The organism is Phycisphaeraceae bacterium (assembly GCA_020639155.1).
GTDB lineage: Bacteria > Planctomycetota > Phycisphaerae > Phycisphaerales > UBA1924 > JACKHF01.
Window position 1 is genome coordinate 167780 of record JACKHF010000002.1, and the last position, 15648, is coordinate 183427.

General features: G+C 56.3%; 17 protein-coding genes. 8 read left to right on the forward strand and 9 right to left on the reverse strand.

Annotated features, from left to right (window positions below; all coding sequences use genetic code 11):
* Position 1: 1 nt before the first annotated feature.
* Positions 2–385: a hypothetical protein gene (locus tag H6815_11325; GenBank protein ID MCB9861028.1), complete on the forward strand. Its 384-nt coding sequence runs from the start codon at positions 2–4 to the stop codon at positions 383–385.
* A gap of 18 nt (positions 386–403) precedes the next feature.
* On the opposite strand, the gene H6815_11330 is transcribed toward H6815_11325, so the two are convergent.
* On the reverse strand, positions 404–1462 hold the full coding sequence (locus tag H6815_11330; GenBank protein MCB9861029.1) for a membrane dipeptidase: 1059 nt from the start codon (positions 1460–1462) through the stop codon (positions 404–406).
* A gap of 118 nt (positions 1463–1580) precedes the next feature.
* Between H6815_11330 and H6815_11335 the strand changes: the two genes are divergently transcribed.
* From H6815_11335 to H6815_11350, 4 genes are all read left to right on the forward strand, one after another.
* Complete coding sequence (locus H6815_11335) at positions 1581–2294, forward strand: hypothetical protein (protein MCB9861030.1); 714 nt, start codon at positions 1581–1583, stop codon at positions 2292–2294.
* A gap of 221 nt (positions 2295–2515) precedes the next feature.
* Complete coding sequence (gene pdhA, locus H6815_11340; GenBank protein MCB9861031.1) at positions 2516–3637, forward strand: pyruvate dehydrogenase (acetyl-transferring) E1 component subunit alpha; 1122 nt, start codon at positions 2516–2518, stop codon at positions 3635–3637.
* A gap of 111 nt (positions 3638–3748) precedes the next feature.
* Entirely contained in the window at positions 3749–4678 is a 930-nt protein-coding gene (locus H6815_11345) for a polysaccharide deacetylase family protein (protein MCB9861032.1), read from the forward strand.
* The gene (locus tag H6815_11350; protein ID MCB9861033.1) at positions 4675–5661 is read left to right on the forward strand and encodes a hypothetical protein; all 987 of its coding nucleotides are present in this window, start codon (positions 4675–4677) and stop codon (positions 5659–5661) included. Before H6815_11345 ends, H6815_11350 begins: the two co-directional genes overlap by 4 nt.
* Before the next feature lie 6 nt (positions 5662–5667).
* Here H6815_11350 and purH read toward each other — a convergent pair whose 3' ends face one another.
* Complete coding sequence (gene purH, locus H6815_11355) at positions 5668–7332, reverse strand: bifunctional phosphoribosylaminoimidazolecarboxamide formyltransferase/IMP cyclohydrolase (protein MCB9861034.1); 1665 nt, start codon at positions 7330–7332, stop codon at positions 5668–5670.
* 39 nt (positions 7333–7371) lie between these two features.
* Entirely contained in the window at positions 7372–8541 is a 1170-nt protein-coding gene (locus tag H6815_11360; GenBank protein ID MCB9861035.1) for a PQQ-binding-like beta-propeller repeat protein, read from the reverse strand.
* A gap of 121 nt (positions 8542–8662) precedes the next feature.
* Between H6815_11360 and H6815_11365 the strand changes: the two genes are divergently transcribed.
* Together H6815_11365 and H6815_11370 are read left to right on the forward strand one after the other, a co-directional pair.
* Positions 8663–9307 (forward strand): riboflavin synthase, encoded by a 645-nt coding sequence (locus H6815_11365; GenBank protein MCB9861036.1) that lies wholly within the window; start codon positions 8663–8665, stop codon positions 9305–9307.
* Between the two features lie 25 nt (positions 9308–9332).
* Positions 9333–9830 (forward strand): crossover junction endodeoxyribonuclease RuvC, encoded by a 498-nt coding sequence (locus H6815_11370; protein MCB9861037.1) that lies wholly within the window; start codon positions 9333–9335, stop codon positions 9828–9830.
* Between the two features lie 79 nt (positions 9831–9909).
* Here the strand turns inward: H6815_11370 and H6815_11375 are convergent, their stop codons facing one another.
* From H6815_11375 to H6815_11400, 6 genes are read right to left on the reverse strand one after another with little or no spacing between them, the layout of a single operon-like run.
* The gene (locus H6815_11375) at positions 9910–10527 is read right to left on the reverse strand and encodes a hypothetical protein (protein MCB9861038.1); all 618 of its coding nucleotides are present in this window, start codon (positions 10525–10527) and stop codon (positions 9910–9912) included.
* Positions 10528–10530: 3 nt separating this feature from the next.
* Entirely contained in the window at positions 10531–11151 is a 621-nt protein-coding gene (locus H6815_11380; protein ID MCB9861039.1) for a hypothetical protein, read from the reverse strand.
* 3 nt (positions 11152–11154) lie between these two features.
* Positions 11155–11775, reverse strand: coding sequence for a hypothetical protein (locus H6815_11385; protein ID MCB9861040.1), 621 nt, complete (start codon positions 11773–11775; stop codon positions 11155–11157).
* 3 nt (positions 11776–11778) lie between these two features.
* On the reverse strand, positions 11779–12396 hold the full coding sequence (locus H6815_11390) for a hypothetical protein (protein MCB9861041.1): 618 nt from the start codon (positions 12394–12396) through the stop codon (positions 11779–11781).
* A gap of 3 nt (positions 12397–12399) precedes the next feature.
* Positions 12400–13023 carry a hypothetical protein gene (locus tag H6815_11395; protein ID MCB9861042.1) on the reverse strand — a complete coding sequence of 208 codons (624 nt, stop codon included), beginning with the start codon at positions 13021–13023 and terminating at the stop codon, positions 12400–12402.
* A 3-nt stretch (positions 13024–13026) separates the two neighbouring features.
* On the reverse strand, positions 13027–13641 hold the full coding sequence (locus H6815_11400) for a hypothetical protein (GenBank protein ID MCB9861043.1): 615 nt from the start codon (positions 13639–13641) through the stop codon (positions 13027–13029).
* 89 nt (positions 13642–13730) lie between these two features.
* On the opposite strand from H6815_11400, the gene H6815_11405 reads away from it, so the two are divergent.
* A complete protein-coding gene (locus H6815_11405; protein ID MCB9861044.1) occupies positions 13731–15479 on the forward strand; it encodes a hypothetical protein in 1749 nt (582 codons plus the stop codon).
* Positions 15480–15648: the final 169 nt, after the last annotated feature.

The window sequence follows — 15648 nt, forward strand, 5'->3', positions numbered from 1 at the left end:
GATGGGATTTTTCTCGAAGCTCTTTGGAAAACCCGGGAATCCATGGCGGGATGACGATGCCAGCGAGCATGCGCATTCGGTCATGCTCTCATTCCCGGACGATGTCTCGCGCTGGCCAGATGGCGCACCGAGAGACTTACTGGAACTTGATGACTTGCTCGAAGCCGCGCTCGAGAAATCAGGCGCAGGATGGATTGATGGTCATGCTGTAGATGGCGATTCGATTGAGATTCTTATACTGGGGAAGGATGCCGACACGATCTGGGATGCGATCGCTCCGGTTCTTGAGCCGTACCCATTGCCGAAGAATGCATTTGTGCTCAAACGCTACGGTGAGAACGATGACGCGCGAGAGGAACGGATCGATCTGCACTGGGAGGGGTGAATGTATTACAGCCGAGCTTTATGACGAATGGTTCTGCTCACTCCAGAATCGCGTCCAGTTTGCATGCTGGAATCCGTTGATCGCATCCTCGGTCCACTTGGCTTTTCGAAGTTCGTCGGCGAGCACATGAAGATCAAAGACCGAGTTGATCCCATCAGGAAGTTTCTCGGTTGAGAATCCGCCGTCGATGTCGCTCCCGAGTCCCACATGATTTGTTGTGCCGTGAATTGTGCAGATGTGCTCGATATGTGCACGCGCCATGTCAACATGCGCACGTGCGACATCAAGCTCGGCTGGGATGAGGAATGGTGAGCAGAGGTTGAGCCCGATGATGCCTCCCCGGCGACCGATCTCGCGGATGGTGTCGTCGGTGAGATGGCGTTCGTTCTTCCCGTCGATTAATGCGCGGCAGTTGGAGTGTGATGCGATGACCGGCGCATCGGTCAGTTCGAGCAGATCTTCTGTCGCTCGCTGCGAGAGATGAGACAGATCGTGGACAATGTTGAGTCGGTCCATTTCCTGCACGAGCTCGCGTCCGATCGCGGTGAGTCCGGCGCTCCCGTCGATCGCGGGTCGTGCGTTCCCGGCTGCGTATCGCGAACCCATCGCCCACGCCATTCCGATGGTGATGACGCCCTGATCCGCCCACCATGCCAGTTCGCTTGGTTCGCGGATAGGGTCGGCACATTCCATGAGAATGCCGATGCGAAGCGGAGCGGCTGTGCTCGCTGTCTGCTCCCCCCGACGTGGCATCAGTTCGATAAACCCGGCATATCGCCATGCGTGATATCGTGCAAGTTGAGCTTTGCCAGCATTGTGTGCTGCATCCGGATCGTTGGCGGTATATCCAACAGTGGGATACTTTGCGGTTTGCCCTGCAGGATGAGCTTCAGTGAAAATCGTGCCAAGGCACATTGTTACATGTGCCTGCCGCATTGCAGGCAGCGTGATTCCTGCAGGCGGATGCGGCTGCATTTCAGGTCGCAACTCAGCTGTCATGTTCCGGCCGCACTCGGCAAGATAGGCCAGATCCAGATGGGCATCGAACCATTGCGGCGTTGCGTTGTGGGAACTCATATGTCAGCATAGCAGGCTGGCACGCTACCATCGAATGCTGCCCGAACCGGGTGGTACAATGAGAGACTCACGCAGTCTGGCGTGAAAGAGATGGGACAGTTCTCCAAAAGGATCAGGCATGACAACGCTTCAGACACGTCCACGAAACGCACTGACACACTCAAGAACCAGCAGGCGCGGCGAGATCGGTGCGGGATGCATCGGCTGTATGGTGGTTGCTGGCATCCTGCTCATCCTGCTAATCGTGGGTGGGTTCTACGTCCGGGCGAAATGGAAGGGCTGGGTTGTCTCCGGCGTTCGCACCGGCGTTCAGCAGGCACTTAACGAATCAAACCTTCCGCAGGAGCAGGTCACCGCATTGCTCGGTGAGTACGACCGTGTTGGTGAGAAGTTTAAAAAGGGCGATATCGGATTTCAGGAAATCGCGGATCTTGGTGAACAACTTGCAGACAGCCCAGCAGTGCCGTTTGCTGCAGTGAAGGTTGTTGAAGCAGTGTACCTTCAGCGATCGACGCTCGATGATGCACAAAAGGCGGAGATTCTTCGATCACTTGAGCGCTATGCACGAGGAATCAATGAAGGTACCATCAGCCAGGACTCAATAGAACGTACTCTGCAGCCGATTGCTGTACGAACAGGTGATCACAACTGGCAGGTCAGAGAACCGGGTGTCGTAAAAAATGATGACCTGATCGACCTTGGGAATCGGGCCAAGGAAAAAGCCGACGAAGCGAACGTCCCTGACGAGCCGTTCGAGGTTGACCTTGTCGGTGAAGTCAGGAAGATCATTGACAGCGTGCTTGGCGAATCGACAGATGGCGGAGAGGGTTGACCCGCTCATATTTATGCAGACTTTGTGAAGTTCAGCTACCTGCAGACCGGACCGAAAAGTCCGGTCTGTGTGCTTTCTGGCGAATAACCATGCGTGTCAACATGGTTGTGCCTGCATACCCTTGAAGCCCCCAACGACGTTGTTTCGATACAAGTCCGTTGCCACCCCCGAGTTGGAGTGTCAGCATGCCAAGCGCCACTGCCCGAGTCGAATCCAAAGCTATGCCCACAGCCACACCATCGTCAGGCACGCGTCCAAGCGACGCGCTCAAGAACGACGTTCTTCTCGACTGGCTGCGCCAGATGCAACTCATCCGAGAGTTCGAAACGCGCACGATGCAGGCCTATCAGCAGGCCAAGATCGGCGGGTTCTGCCACATCTATTCCGGGCAGGAAGCGTGTGCTGTCGGCACCATCGGTTCGGTGAGTCACGACGATCCGGTCATTACTGCGTATCGCGATCATGGCCATGCTCTGGCGCGTGGCATGACACCCCGCGCGTGTATGGCTGAGATGTATGGCCGTGCTGCTGGATGCGCCAAAGGCAAGGGCGGCTCCATGCACATGTTTGATCGTCCAAATCACTTGTACGGTGGTCACGGAATCGTCGGGGCGCAGACACCACTCGGTGCCGGGTTCGCGTTTGCAGCAAAGTACGAACTCGAAGTGCTCGGCAAATCGCTCGACGGCTCCCCCGCAAAGAAGAAGGTGTGCCTGTGCTATCTCGGTGATGGTGCGCTGAATCAGGGCGCGTTGCACGAAGCAATGAATCTTGCGGGGCTGTACGGTCTGCCAGTAATTTATATTGTTGAGAACAACGGCTACTCCATGGGCACATCCATCGAGCGTGGAACGACAGAAGCGGACAACCTTGGTGCGAAGGCAGCAGCCTACGGCATCGACTTCCTCAAGGTTGATGGCATGGATATTCGCAATATCTATGACCACTTCCGTCCGTTCGCAGAGAACTGCCGCGAGAACCAGCGTCCCGGCTTCGTCGACCTGAAGACCTACCGGTATCAGGGCCACTCGATGTCCGATCCGCAGAAGTACCGCACGAAGGATGAGGTTGAGCAGTTCAAGGAGAAGGACTCCATTGCTGCGCTCGCATCGCACCTCATGCGTGCAACAGCCGACGGCGGACGCGCGTGTTTGAGCGAGGACGAGTGGAAGAAGCTGCAGCGGACCATCCGCGAGCAGGTGCTCGACGCGGTCGACTTTGCTGAGAACGCGCCGGATCCGGATGTCGAGCGTGAGCTGTTCTCTGATGTGCTTGCAAACCCCGTCCCGAACATGAGCCCGGCAGCGGAATACAACCACGGCGATACAAATACGCTGCTCTGAGTTTAAACTTTGATCGCGCAAAGACTGCGCATCACGTGCGTGGTTGTCTGTTGCGCAGCTCGAACTGTTGCAGAAGAATCACAGCATGCTGATCCTGCCGACCAATGGAGCATGAGCGCGCCAATCGAACTGAAGCAGCCAAGCGGTTCTCCTGCCAACCTCGTTTTGACGTACCACTATGTCAGACCTGAAAACTCGGACGGTGTGACGGGGCTCACGCCCGAGCAGTTTCGCGATCAGCTCATGCGCGTGCAGCAGCACTACACGTTTGTCACATTAGAAGAGTTTCTGGCATGTGAGGCAGAGGGTGAGACTGGGTTCGGACTGATCACGTTCGATGATGCAGTCAAGGACCAGTGGAAGTATGCCCAGCCGGTGCTTGCGTCGTTGCAACTTCCCGCGGTGTTCTTTGCACCGATGCGTCCATTCTCGCACGAACCCGATCTTTGGGTAACGCAGCACCTGCTCCATGCGCTTGCGGAGGAACTCGGCTGGCGCGAGCTTGAGCATCGTGTCGAGAGCATCATCGGGCACATCGAGATGTCGCAGGACCAGATTAACCAGATGAACTCGCTGTACCACTACGAGGTGCCCGAAAAACGGATGCTGAAATGGTTGATCGCGTTCGGTATCAACGCGAAGCTTGCAGGATCGACACTGCGCGAGATCAACGAACGTGTTGGCCTGCGCGCGCGCGACTGGTTCATGTCAGAAGAGGAACTGGTGGCGCTACAAGACATGGGCCACGCCATCGGCGGGCACGGATTCGACCATGTGCCATACACAACACTCACACCGATGCAGCAGGCATCGGACATGCATCGGGCGCAGCGTCTGATGGCAAACATTCTCGGTGCGATGCCGCGTGCGCTGGCGTACCCATTTGGAAGATTCGACGAGCACACTCGGCGCATCGCATCGCAGTGCGGATACACGCGGTGCTTCTCAACAACCGAGCGGATCGACGCGTGCGCACTCGATGATCTGCTCGACACCATCGAAGCAGCACACACACAGAAACTGACAGGAGCAGCAGCATGAGCGGTATCGAGGGAAAGCCAACCAGAAAACCAATCACATGCGCTCCCGTTATCGAGCCCTGCCGCGATGCGCAGCAGCTTCGCGACTACATCGAGACGCACTGGCGTGCCGGGCATGTGCTCGCACAAGACGAGGCGATGTTTCGGTTCACATACATGACGCCGTTCGTTGATCGGAACCAGTTCCCGAATGGTATCAGCGTGCTCGGTGCGTACGACAACGCGGGTAACATGCAGGGATTCCTTGGTGCGATCATTGCGCCGTACCCGAGACCGCGTTCGTTCTGGCTTGCGCTATGGCACGTGCTCCCGGAACTGAAGGGCACGGGCACTGGCGGCGCACTCCTGCGCGAGATGCAGACGCTCGCGGTAGGGGATGGTTTTGATGCGCAGGCAGCAAACACCGGCTGGATTGGCACGTTCGGTGCTGGGCCTGAAGCACTTCCCGTGTATCTGACTCGCGGGTACTGCGCGCGCGCGGGACGCAGATGGGTGTTCGATCCGAGTACGAACGAAGCCTCATCGATTCCTTCGATCCAGTGCGAGTCCGCGCCGAGTGAAAACGCGCCGTCACCTGAGTGGTTTGCGCATCGCTATATAAACCACCCATCGTTCGACTACGAAACAACGCCGAACGCTGTATTTCGCACGGAGACGAACTCGTGGGGGCGTGTGACGCACGCCTGCTGGCTTGGCGCCAACTGGGAATCCGATGTGAAACGTGTGTATGAACGCGAGAGTGCGATAGCTCAAACGAATGGACAGTCGTATCTGCTCGACGCGTGGTCGTTCACGTGCCCGGGCAGGGGATGGTCGCTTGCGCCGAAGGAACTGCCGAGCCTGTTCCATCCTGTCGATGCGCGCGGCAACACAACATACGCGGTCGGGTTCCCGTTTATCCCGTCGACGATCCACAAGGGCGACTGCGATCAGGACAGACCGAACCTCGTGCAACAGCTGCGCGAGATCAATAGCGCTGCGTAAGTGAAATCAGTGACGGAAGTGGCGTATCCCGGTGGTCATGCAGACCACGCCTTGCTGTGCGCACAGATCGAACGTGTCCTGATCGCGCTTTGAGCCACCAGGATGAACGATCATCTTCACGCCCGCGTCGATGAGCACCTGCGGTCCATCGTTGAATGGGAAGAACGCGTCAGAGAACGCAATTGCGCCTTGTGCAAGTTCGCCTGCCTTTTCGACTGCGATCCGGCACGATGCAACGCGGTCCATCTGTCCGGCACCCGCACCAAACAGGCGCACGCTGTTCTCGTCCCAGCCGCCGATGCACACAGCGTTGCTGGAAAGCGCACGCCCAACGGTCTGCAGAAACGCGGCTGCGGCGAGTTGCTCGGCATCGGGGATCGGCCCTGCTTTGTGCTCCCACGATGCAGGGTCGGGCACGACACGATCGGAATCCTGCGCGAGCATGCCGCCGGGCAGGAACCTGAAGTCGACGTGTGAGCGAGTGTGATCAATCGTGCCTGTTTCAAGCAGGCGGATGTTCTTCCAGCGTGCCTTGAGTCTCTCGACAGCATCCTCATCGAATGATGGCGCGATGACGACCTCAAGAAATACGTCGTTCTCGCACAGTCTGGTTGCGGTCAGGTCATCGAGTTCGGTGTTGACAGCAAGGATCCCGCCGTAGGCTGCGAGCGGATCGCACGCGATCGCGCGATCGACCGCGACACTGACTTGTTCGTGCAATGCACATCCGCACGGGTTTGTGTGCTTGACAACGACTGCGCCTGCACGCTTTGGTGAGTGTGCATGGAGCGCGAGCGCGAGCTCAAGTGATGCCGACGCGTCGTTGAGGTTGTTGTAGCTCAGTTCCTTGCCGTAGAGCTGCGTTGCGCCCACAACGCTGGGGCCTGTTGCCTGCGGATCGTGATAGAGCGACGCGGTCTGATGCGGGTTCTCGCCGTAGCGCAATGTGCCGGACTTTGTGTATGTGAGTGTGATGCGTTCGGGCAGATGAGCTGCGTCCGTTTCTGTGCCCCTGACCTGCGATCCCATCCACCTGCTGATTGCAGCGTCGTAGCTCGCAGTGCGTTCGAATGCTGCGAGCGCAAGCTTGCGCCGCAACTCGTGTGTTGTGGATCCATGATGCTGCTTGAGTGAGTCGAGGACTGTTTCGTACTGCGCAGGTTCGGTCACGATCGCGACGTACCGATGGTTCTTTGCAGCGGATCGCACCATGGATGGGCCACCGATGTCGATTTGCTCAATCGCATCATCCCACGCGACGTTCGGCTTTGCAATCGTCTGCTCGAACGGATAGAGGTTGATGCAGACGAGATCGATCGCCTCAATATCGTGATCTTTCATCGCCTGCGCGTGGGACGCATCGTCCCGCACCGCGAGCAATCCGCCGTGGATCTTCGGATGGAGTGTCTTGACACGCCCATCCATCATCTCCGGAAATCCGGTGACATCATCGACGGAGGTAACCTTCAAGCCGGCATCTGCAATGGTCTTTGCGGTACCACCGGTGGAAATCAACTCGACTCCCATTGATATGAGCTCTCGCGCAAAGTCGACAAGCCCTGCTTTGTCGCTGACTGACAGCAGGGCTCGCTTCACTTTGACGAGGTTGGTTGATGCGCTGGTATGCACGTGAGAACCCGATGACGATACGGTCGATGTGTGCGTTGCCATGCGTGCAGATGCGCTCCTAAAGAGAATCGTTTTGTGTGCTCAGAACTGTGGGATGAGCCGTGCGATCGCGCCAGACTTGCCAATGACGATCAGTGGTCCATCAGCAAATGACGTTGCCAGAACTTCGCGTGCGCCGGGTAGCGGTACCTCACGAATCACATCGCCGTATTCCGCATCCATCACTGTGATACCACCGGAGTTCCAGACCAGTATCGTGTTCCTGCGCTGTGCCACAACAGTGCCCTCAACTTCAGTGCGAGACCAGAGGACATTGCCTTCAAGTGCGTCGTACTTTGTCATGCCCTGTCCAGGGACGGTGCAGTATAGTGCTGCTTCGTGGTACGTCGGGGCAAACTCAAGCGGATGCTGGGTGCGCACGCGCCAGATCGGCTCGCGCTGACCTGGAGCAAAGCAGTACAGAGACTGATCCTTGCTGGCAATGAACAGCAGTCCGTCGCCTGTGATCGGATCCGCGCCCGGACCTGCATAGATCTTTGCACGGCCAACAGTTGCACCGCTGGAAGCGTCCATAGTCAGGATCTCACCTGACTCTGAGACTGCAGTTACTGTGTTGCTGCTGACAACGAGCGGATCGTGCAGTACTGGATTGTCTGTGCCGTTCGACCAGTATGGAGCATCGGATTGCAGCAGATGAGTGCGAATCGCACCGGAGGAGGTGCCAAAGACAAGTGTCCCGCCAGCAATTGCTGGGCCTGTCGAAACAATGTGTGCAAGTTTCTGGCGGATAACAAGATCATGGGAACTGACATTCACCCCGAAGATTTCGCTCTCGGTTGTCACAAAGATGGTTGGTCCAACGCGGAACACCCCAAGGAAGTCCGAACTGGTCAGTCCAACGGGCCTGTTCCCCTTGTACGCGCCTGTCTGGGCATCAAGGAAAGACAGGTTTCCAGCTGTGTCGAGCACAGCGACAATGTCGTTATACTCACGAACAAACTTGATACGCTCACCTGCGCTGAGGAACGGAGCGCCACGCCAGTCGAGTTGGTATCCCATCTGCGTCGCTGAGTCCGCATTTACACCCAACTCATCAAACGCGCTGGTCGTGTCGATTGGCGGTGGGGCATCAGCTTCGATCCGCGTGGTGCCACCCGAGCACCCGAGCAGGCTCACACTCAAACCTGCAAGGCATGTGCAGAGGAGCGCGTGTCGATAGTGGGAGAAAGAGCGGCGGGCAGGATGACACATGGATGGCTTCCTCAGCGTGATTTGGTTCGAGGCAAGGGGAAATCGCCAGCAGAAACCGGCGGAGGGGTGGTATTGTACGGCTGGAGGTCGATTCCGGCTCCCCTTTGTGCCAAGATCATGTATGTTTACAGGTCTCGTCCAGACTGTCGGTTCGGTTGTTTCCACTGAGCAGCATCCTGCTCAGTCAGGGGCTGTACGTCTCATTGTCCAGCCGAATACCGCCGATTCCTGCACGATCCCCGTGCCGTCGCCCGGCGATTCCATCTGTGTCTCGGGCTGCTGCCTCACACTGGTCGAGGCAAACGCTGTCGGCTGGGTGTTCGATGTCATCGCTGAATCCATCAGCAGAACGTGGTTTGCCACATTGAAGCCCGGCATGAAGGTGAATCTGGAGCAGTCCTGCACCCCGACCACCCTCCTTGGCGGGCACATTGTGCAGGGCCATGTCGATGGGCTCGCGACGGTTGATGCTGTCTCGACAAGTGATGGCTATCGGGTTCGACTGTCGCTTGATAACGAGCTCATGCAGTATGTTGCGCCGAAGGGGTCGGTGACGATCGATGGCGTGTCGCTGACGGTCGCCTCGTTGTCGGTTGCAGAGCGATGGTTTGAGGTGGCACTCATTCCTGAGACGCTCGTGCGCACAACGCTCGCGGATCGTGAGCCGGGTGATCGGATCCACTTCGAGGCCGACTGCATGGTGAAGGCTGCCGTCCACTGGATCAGGCATTACGCGCGCACGTTTGCGTCAGACTCTGCCGATTGAGCCCGATCTCCCGATAGACTTGTCTATGCGTGTGCTCGGCATTGATCCTGGTCTTCGAATCACCGGCTATGGGTGCGTCGAGACGCGAGAGCGCCAGGACCAGATCACACTGATTGAAGCTGGCGTGTTCAAACTGATACACGGCTCAGACAAACGACCTGTCATCGATCGGCTGCTCGAGCTCGATGCGGATCTGTCGTCGCTGCTCGATCGTGTGAATCCCGATGTTGTCGCGGTGGAATCACTCTTTGCGCATTACAAACATCCGACGACCGCGATCACGATGGGCCACGCTCGGGGTGTGATCCTGCTAGCGATCCGAAAAGCACAGATCCCGCTCGTAGAACTGAAGCCGACGGAGGTGAAGAAGTCACTCCTGGGGTTCGGTCACGCGTCAAAGTCACAGATGCAGGCTGGCGTGCAGGCTGCGCTGTCGCTAGCTGAACTGCCGACACCCGCTGATATGGCAGACGCGATCGCGATCGCCATGTGCGCTGCCCATCGGCAGGGGTGTGTAGTGTAGCGTTCGTAATACCAAATAATGAAAACTCGGTAGTGTATTATGAAGTGATATGGTTACTGTATATAGTATTTCTAGATTATTATCGTCTCCTGCGCGACACGAGAACAAAGCCACCAATCGCACACAGACTTGCGCCCGGCGCTGGAACAACATGGATCACAGCCGAACCGTGCTGGAACAGACCGAGTGAGACAAGGTCCGGGCCACCTGCTGAGCCAACTGTCTCATATACAGCGAAAATATTCGTGTTTGCAGTTGTCAACAGAATATCACGCGCTGTGAAGTCCGTCGTGGACCACGTTGCTTCCCAAATAGGAATTGGGTTCATCCAGTTTGCGGTACAGCCAATGTTTATTTGGAAAAAGTTCGCGCCAACCACGCCGCCAGCCGTAGGCACACCCGGCTCGAATATGTTGCACAGATTGGGTGGCCCAATCGGTTCAGGCAATGTGATATTCGAGAACATCCCATCGGGATCAGAACTGAGAAGATCAAACTCACTGTACGCGAAAGCAAAGTAGTTGGATGGAAAGTACGCTGAGATGCGCACAGTGGCTTCAGGGTTGTGTGCTGAAACATTTCCCCCGATCACCTCAACAGTAAAGCCGCACATTTCAGGGGATTGCAGATCTGCGAGCGCAGACTGCGATAAAAGCAGTGTAACTGCACAATATATTGCCAGCCTCGTTCTGCGCACTGGTCATCGTCTCCTGCGCGACACGAGAACAAAGCCACCGATCGCACACAGACTTGCGCCTGGAGCTGGAACAACATGGATCACAGCCGATCCGTGCTGGAACAGACCAAGTTCGACAAGATCAATTGTGTCAAGTGTTGCGCTCGAGTTTGCATATACACGGAACTGAACTGAGTTGAGCGTCTCGACAGAAACACTTCTCTGATCGAAGTTGGTAGTGCTCCAAGTAGCTTCCCAAACTGGGATCGGATTCATTGGGAGCGCTGAGCAGCCAATGTTGACTTGGCCGACAACATTGCCGACTACTGCGCCATTTTCTGGGACACCGGGTGTGAGGTATGCACAGTTCGGCCTTGAACCAAGCGGATCAGGAAACACGATGGATTGAAAATGACTTTCATTGTCATTTGTTGCAACGTCAAACCATGACCAACCGAACGCCCAGTAGTTGTTTGGAAAGTATGCCGATATGCGCACAGTCACTTGTGGGTTGTGAGGCGAAACGGTTCCCCCAATCACTTCGATCTGCCAACCACCCATCTCCGGAGACTGCAGATCAGCGAGCGCTGACTGCGATGCGAGCAGTGCAACTGCGCAATATGTTGTCAGTCTCGTTCTGCGCACTGGTCATCGTCTCCTGCGCGATGCACACACAATACCACCAATCGCACACAGACTTAGACCCGGCGCTGGAACAACATGGATGACAGCCGAACCGTGCTGGAACAGACCAAGTGGGATAAGGTCCGGGCCACCTGCTGAGCCAACTGTCTCATATACAGCGAAGTATGTTGTATTTGCGGTTGTCAGTTGAACATCGCGCGCGGTAAAATCCGTCGTGGACCACGTTGCTTCCCAAATAGGAATTGGGTTCATCCAGTATGCAGTGCAGCCAACAGCATTCAACTGAAATGTAAATGCATTAATGATCCCGCCATTGGATGGGCTCCCGGGAAGGAATGTGTTGCATATTCCGGGTGGTCCAATTGGTTCAGGTAATATGATACTCGCGAATGTCCCATCAGGATCGGTGCTCTCTAGTCCAAAATCTGCCCATCCAAACGCAAAGTAGTTACTTGGAAAGTATGCTGATACCCTTACCGTAACTTGTGGATTGTGTGCTGATACGTCCCCGCCGATCACTTCGATTGTGAACCCGCCCATCTCCGGAGACTGCAGATCAGCGAGCGCTGGCTGCGAAACAAGCAATACGACTGCGCACCATGTTGTCGGCCTCGTGCTTTGCACCGATCATCGTCTCCTGCGCGACACGAGAACAAAGCCACCAATCGCACACAGACTTGCGCCCGGCGCTGGAACAACATGAATCACAGCCGAACCGTGCTGGAATAGACCGAGTTCGACGAGGTTGGGACCGCCAGCATGACCAACTCCCTCATACACTCCAAAGGACACTGTGTTTGCGGTAGTCAATAACACATCGCGCGATGTGAAGTCCGTCGTCGACCACGTCGCTTCCCAGATGGGAATAGGGTTCATTGGATTCGCTGTGCAACCTACGTTAGCTTGAAAAGCACCTGCACCGATCACGCCTCCGCTTATTGGCAAGCCTGGATAAAACGTGTTACATATCCCGGGTGGTCCAATTGGTTCGGGCAATGTGATGTTCGAGAACATACCATCGGGATCAGAACTGAGAAGATCAAAGTCAGCTAATAAAAAAGCAAAGTAGGTCGATGGAAAGTATGCTGAGATGCGCACAGTGACTTCAGGATTGTGTGCTGAGACGTCCCCGCCGATCACTTCGACTGTGAATCCGCCCATCTCTGGAGACTGCAGATCAGCAAGCGCTGACTGTGAAGCAAGCAATACGACTGCGCACCATGTTTTCAGCCTCGTTCTGCGCACCAGTCATCGTCTCCTGCGCGACACAAGAACAAAGCCGCCGATCGCACACAGACTTGCGCCCGGCGCTGGAACAACATGGATCACAGCCGATCCGTGCTGGAACAGACCAAGTTCGACAAGATCAAAGCCACCAAGCGAACCCACTGTTTCATACACAATAAACCATGGCGTATCAGTAGTGGAAAGCACAACATCGCGCGAGGTGAAATCAGTTGTCGACCATGTCGCCTTCCAGATTGGGATCGGAGTCAATGGGTTAGCAGTACAGCCGAGTATATTCGATTGAAATGAAGATGCGTCTGTGAACCCTCCATTGGTAAGCGTGCCTGGCGAAAATGTGCTGCATACTCCTGATGATCCCATCGGGGCGGGGAGATAGATGTGAGAGAATACACCATCAGGATCTGTACTTTGCAGGCTATATTGTGACCACCCAAATGCAAAATAATGCTGGTCTGAAAAATATGCTGAAATCTGTACAGTGATTCCCGGATTAGTTGCTGAGACGTCCCCGCCGATCACTTCGATTGTGAACCCGCCCATCTCTGGAGACTGCAGATCAGCAAGCGCTGACTGTGAAGCAAGCAATACGACTGCGCACCATGTTGTCAGCCTCGTTCTGCGCACTGGTCATCGTCTCCTGCGCGTTGCACACACAACGCTGCCAAGCGCAAGCACGCACGCGCCTGGCGCTGGAACAACGTGGATCACAGCCGATCCGTGCTGGAACAGACCAAGTGGGACAAGATTGGGTCCACCGGCATTACCAATATCTTCATACACACCAAAGGTTTCTGTGTTCGCTGTTGTCAGGACAATATCTCTCGGAGCAAAGTCTGTCGTGGACCACGTTGCCTGCCAAATTGGGATTGGATTCATTGGGTTTGCAGTGCAGCCGACCGCGTTAAACTGAATAGCTCCTGCATCTATTAGTCCTCCATTAACCATGGTACCTGGGTAGAATGTGCTACATATTCCAGGCGGTCCCATAGGTGCAGGAAGCTCGATATTCGAGAACACCCCATTGGGATCCGAGCTGACAAGATCAAAGTCGGCTCCACCGAAAGCAAAGAAGTTGCTTGGAAAGTACGCCATAATACGCACAGTGATTTCAGGATTGTGTGCTGATACGTCCCCGCCGATCACTTCGATTGTGAATCCGCACATCTCAGGGGATTGCAGATCTGCAAGCGCTGACTGCGATGCGAGCAGTGCAATCGCACTAGGTAGAACGCCTAATTTCATTCTCTGCTCCTCCAGCGTGCAACGTAAATACCCATAATCACTATACACTGGTATGGCGTTTGTGCCAGAAAAAACGGGAAGGAAGAGCCATGAAACTGCGTACTGCTGTGATCGGACTGGGCGTTGCTGTGTTCGCTGGGACTGCCGCAGGGCAATCATGCACCATCGTGCCAACGACTCCCGACCACGAGCGGAACCCCTTCGCGTTCAACGTGACAAACTCTGACGCGGAGATCGCCGTCGGGCACACGTGCATCCTGACGTGCTCCAACGCGTACCTGCGCCTGCTCGATAAGTCGGGGCAGCTGCTGAGCACACCCGGACAGGCAAGGATGGCCGACTACGACGATCCAACGTCGACCGACCCCGCGTTCTTTGCGGTGGAACATCCATCCAACACACGCGAGCACGCGCACATTGCTGATCCAGTGGTGTATTACGATCAGGAGCACCACAGATTCTGGGTGGTTGCGATTGAGTGGAAGGAAAAGAATATAATTAGCTTTCCGTTACCATTTAACTATGCTCACGTGCAGATTGCGGTTTCAACCACAGACACGCCCGCGAACTGGATGAACATCAACAACACGAACAACACCACCGGCAATCCCAGCGGGCACTGGTACAAGTACGATTTCTGTCTGTGGGAGGAGAACGGGAACTGCTCGAACCTGCACGGCGTTGGTCACAACCAGACAATCTATGTGGACGACGACACACTGTACATCGCGTTTCTTGACGACGAAGGTACTACAAATGTTAAAAGCACGACGCTGATGATGGTGGACAAGGACACGCTGATGAACGGCACCGCAACGCAGACCGATGCGCAGTTCATCCAGCTCAAGAACATCGACGACACGTGGGGGCACGCGCTGGCGGTGGAGTACGACGCGTGGAACAACACCGATCCCGTGTACACGATCGTGCCGGAAATCAACTCGCAGATCGCGTTTGGATTCCAGGACACACTGACACTCGGCGCGATCACGAAGAGCTCGACACTCCCGCACACGTACGCGTACGAGAGCACGCCGGTCACGGGCGGTCTGCTGCCCGAGTGGTTCAATACAAGAACCAATGCTGCATCGAACGGCGTGACACTCCCCACAGGCACGCAGGGAGTCACCAGTCGCTCGATCCTGCACGCGACATACCGATCGGACCCGATCGTGGGCGGCAGACTGTGGACGTGCCATAGTGTGTGGCCGGTCGATCCGAACTCGGTCGCCGAGCCTGTGCCACTGGAAGAGCGCGTCGTGCGCTGGTACGAGATCCACACCAACGGCTGGCCGATGGATCCGAACGCCACGCCCTTGGTCGCGCAGGTTGGCGAGATTGCGCTGCCCGGCGGCGACGCGTACGACCCGAGCATCGCGGTCAACGCGTTCAAGGATGTGGTGCTGACGTGGACCGAGGGCAGCCCGACGATGAACCAGACGTTCAGGATGGGCGTGCATCAGGCGGGCGACCCCGCGGGCGTGCTAGGCACCACATGGACCATCGGCGCGAGCCAGACATCGAACTATCTGAATCCGGCGGACTACTCCGGAACGAATGTCGATCCTGCGAACTGGTGCCAGTTCTGGGGGCACTCAACACTCGGCGCATCGAACCAGGACTGGGAGACCTACGTCGCGCGTGTGTGCATGCCGCTCTGCCCGTTCGACTGCTACGCGGACCAGGACGACGACGGCGATCTCGACGTGATGGACCCTGTGACATTTGCAAACTATTACAACGCGAATGATCCGAGCGCCGACTGCGACGGCAACGGCGTGGTGGACACGTTCGATGTGCTGTGCTTTGACGCGCTGTTCCAGGCCGGCTGTCCGTAGTTCGTTTGAGTCTTACTGCACCACCGCCTCATTGGAGCAGATACTGCGTTGATTGCATCTGCCGCTGAGCCCCCGGTGCTGGTGCGCGGGGCTATGTTGTTTTACACGGATGCTTTCGTTGCGCAATCCGTGTGCCAATGTATTCAAGTGAAACCTGCCGACCAGTGCA

Coding starts and splice junctions, on each gene's coding strand:
- H6815_11325 (MCB9861028.1), top strand. CDS start 2: ATGGGATTTTTCTCGAAGCTCTTTGGAAAACCCGGGAATCCATGGCGG.
- H6815_11330 (MCB9861029.1), bottom strand. CDS start 1,462: ATGAGTTCCCACAACGCAACGCCGCAATGGTTCGATGCCCATCTGGAT.
- H6815_11335 (MCB9861030.1), top strand. CDS start 1,581: ATGACAACGCTTCAGACACGTCCACGAAACGCACTGACACACTCAAGA.
- pdhA (MCB9861031.1), top strand. CDS start 2,516: ATGCCCACAGCCACACCATCGTCAGGCACGCGTCCAAGCGACGCGCTC.
- H6815_11345 (MCB9861032.1), top strand. CDS start 3,749: ATGAGCGCGCCAATCGAACTGAAGCAGCCAAGCGGTTCTCCTGCCAAC.
- H6815_11350 (MCB9861033.1), top strand. CDS start 4,675: ATGAGCGGTATCGAGGGAAAGCCAACCAGAAAACCAATCACATGCGCT.
- purH (MCB9861034.1), bottom strand. CDS start 7,332: ATGGCAACGCACACATCGACCGTATCGTCATCGGGTTCTCACGTGCAT.
- H6815_11360 (MCB9861035.1), bottom strand. CDS start 8,541: ATGTGTCATCCTGCCCGCCGCTCTTTCTCCCACTATCGACACGCGCTC.
- H6815_11365 (MCB9861036.1), top strand. CDS start 8,663: ATGTTTACAGGTCTCGTCCAGACTGTCGGTTCGGTTGTTTCCACTGAG.
- H6815_11370 (MCB9861037.1), top strand. CDS start 9,333: ATGCGTGTGCTCGGCATTGATCCTGGTCTTCGAATCACCGGCTATGGG.
- H6815_11400 (MCB9861043.1), bottom strand. CDS start 13,641: ATGAAATTAGGCGTTCTACCTAGTGCGATTGCACTGCTCGCATCGCAG.
- H6815_11405 (MCB9861044.1), top strand. CDS start 13,731: ATGAAACTGCGTACTGCTGTGATCGGACTGGGCGTTGCTGTGTTCGCT.